Below are 2,795 nucleotides of genomic sequence, written 5' to 3'. Positions count from 1 at the left end.
GCCCCACACTATCATCGGCGATGCGGCGTTTCACTGCTGTGTTCGGGATGGGAACAGGTGGTTCCACCGCTCTATGGACGCCAGGCGAAGGGGGTACCGACCGGGTTTGAATCCGGTCGGCAGTAAAGTGAATGCGGTTGTACGGTGTATCCGTGTGTGTCGCTTTGGCGTTATATGGTCAAGCCGCACGGGTGATTAGTACGGGTTAGCTGCATGCATTACTGCACTTCCACATCCCGCCTATCAACGTGGTGGTCTTCCACGGCCCTACAGGGGACTCGAAGTCCCGGGGAGATCTCATCTTGGGGTTGGCTTCCCGCTTAGATGCTTTCAGCGGTTATCCAATCCGAACTTAGCTACCCGGCAGTGCCACTGGCGTGACAACCGGAACACCAGAGGTTCGTCCATCCCGGTCCTCTCGTACTAAGGACAGATTCCCTCAAATCTCCAACGCCCACGGCAGATAGGGACCGAACTGTCTCACGACGTTCTGAACCCAGCTCGCGTACCACTTTAAATGGCGAACAGCCATACCCTTGGGACCTGCTTCAGCCCCAGGATGTGATGAGCCGACATCGAGGTGCCAAACACTGCCGTCGATATGGACTCTTGGGCAGTATCAGCCTGTTATCCCCGGAGTACCTTTTATCCGTTGAGCGATGGCCCTTCCATACAGAACCACCGGATCACTAGAACCGTCTTTCGACCCTGTTCGACGTGTCTGTCTCACAGTCAAGCTGGCTTATGCTCTTGCACTAACCGCACGATTTCCGACCGTGCTTAGCCAACCTTCGTGCTCCTCTGTTACGCTTTCGGAGGAGACCGCCCCAGTCAAACTACCCACCATGCACGGTTCCCGATCCGGATAACGGACCTGGGTTAGAACACCAAACATACCAGGGTGGTATTTCAAGGTTGGCTCCACCAGAACTGGCGTCCTGGCTTCGAAGCCTCCCACCTATCCTACACAAGTAGGTTCAGTATTCAGTGCAAAGCTGTAGTAAAGGTTCACGGGGTCTTTCCGTCTTGCCGCGGGTACACTGCATCTTCACAGCGATTTCAATTTCACTGAGTCTCGGGTGGAGACAGCGCCGCCATCGTTACGCCATTCGTGCAGGTCGGAACTTACCCGACAAGGAATTTCGCTACCTTAGGACCGTTATAGTTACGGCCGCCGTTTACCGGGGCTTCGATCAAGGGCTTCTCCGAAGATAACCCCATCAATTAACCTTCCGGCACCGGGCAGGCGTCACACCCTATACGTCCTCTTTCGAGTTTGCAGAGTGCTGTGTTTTTGATAAACAGTCGCAGCGGCCTGGTCACTGCAACCCCCTTCGGCTTACGGAGCAAGTCCGATCACCTAACGGGGGCGCACCTTCTCCCGAAGTTACGGTGCTATTTTGCCTAGTTCCTTCACCCGAGTTCTCTCAACGCCTTGGAATTCTCATCCAGTCCACCTGTGTTGGTTTAGGGTACGGTCAACCGTTATCTGAAGCTTAGAGGCTTTTCCTGGAAGCATGGCATCAACCACTTCGTTCCCTTGGGAACTCGTCGTCACCTCTCGGTGTTGATCTCCCGGATTTGCCTAAGAGATCCACCTACGGGCTTAAACCGGACACCAACTGCCGGCTGGCCTAGCCTTCTCCGTCCCCCCATCGCAATAACGGTCGGTGCAGGAATATTAACCTGCTTCCCATCGACTACGCTTCTCAGCCTCGCCTTAGGGGCCGACTCACCCTGCGCCGATTGGCGTTGCGCAGGAAACCTTGGACTTTCGGCGTACGAGGTTTTCACTCGTATTATCGTTACTCATGTCAGCATTCGCACTTCCGATACCTCCAGCAGACCTCACAGTCCACCTTCGACGGCCTACGGAACGCTCCTCTACCATGCCTTACAGCATCCGCAGCTTCGGCAGTGTGCTTGAGCCCCGGTAAATCTTCCGCGCAGGCCGACTTGACCAGTGAGCTATTACGCTTTCTTTAAAGGATGGCTGCTTCTAAGCCAACCTCCTGGCTGTCTCTGCCTTCCCACATCGTTTCCCACTTAGCACACATTTGGGGGCCTTAGCTGGCGGTCTGGGTTGTTTCCCTCTCCACAATGGACGTTAGCACCCACTGTGTGTCTCCCATGATTGCACTTCTCGGTATTCGGAGTTTGCCATGGTTTGGTAAGTCGGGATGACCCCCTAGCCATAACAGTGCTCTACCCCCGAGAGTGAGACATGAGGCGCTACCTAAATAGCTTTCGAGGAGAACCAGCTATCTCCGGGCTTGATTAGCCTTTCACTCCGACCCACAGCTCATCTCCTAATTTTTCAACATTAGTGAGTTCGGGCCTCCAGTCAGTATTACCTGACCTTCACCCTGGCCATGGGTAGATCGCGCCGGTTTCGGGTCTACTGACCGCGACTGAACGCCCTGTTCAGACTCGCTTTCGCTACGCCTCCCCTACTCGGTTAAGCTTGCCACGATCAGTAAGTCGCTGACCCATTATACAAAAGGTACGCAGTCACAGAACAAGTCTGCTCCTACTGCTTGTACGCACACGGTTTCAGGTTCTATTTCACTCCCCTCGCCGGGGTTCTTTTCGCCTTTCCCTCACGGTACTGGTTCACTATCGGTCGGTAAGGAGTATTTAGCCTTGGAGGATGGTCCCCCCATATTCAGACAGGATTCCACGTGTCCCGCCCTACTCGACATCACGCCAAAAGAGCTTTCGTGTACGGGGCTTTCACCCGCTATGGCCAGACTTTCCAGACTGTTCCACTAACTCTAAAGGCGCTTGATGGGCTA

The 2,795-nt window shown here is 54.6% G+C and carries 2 rRNA genes (1 of these 2 cut by a window edge); both read right to left on the bottom strand.

Annotated features, from left to right (window positions below):
- Window positions 1-85: ribosomal RNA gene (gene rrf, locus D5687_RS10960) — 5S ribosomal RNA — on the bottom strand; the annotation flags it as partial.
- A gap of 89 nt (window positions 86-174) precedes the next feature.
- Window positions 175-2,795 (bottom strand): 23S ribosomal RNA (locus D5687_RS10955) (it continues 258 nt past the right edge of the window).

The sequence above is a fragment of the Guyparkeria sp. SCN-R1 genome, from assembly GCF_003932495.1.
Classification (GTDB): domain Bacteria; phylum Pseudomonadota; class Gammaproteobacteria; order Halothiobacillales; family Halothiobacillaceae; genus Guyparkeria.
Note: the sequence above shows the minus strand (reverse complement) of the source record. Positions and strands in the feature narration are given on the sequence as shown.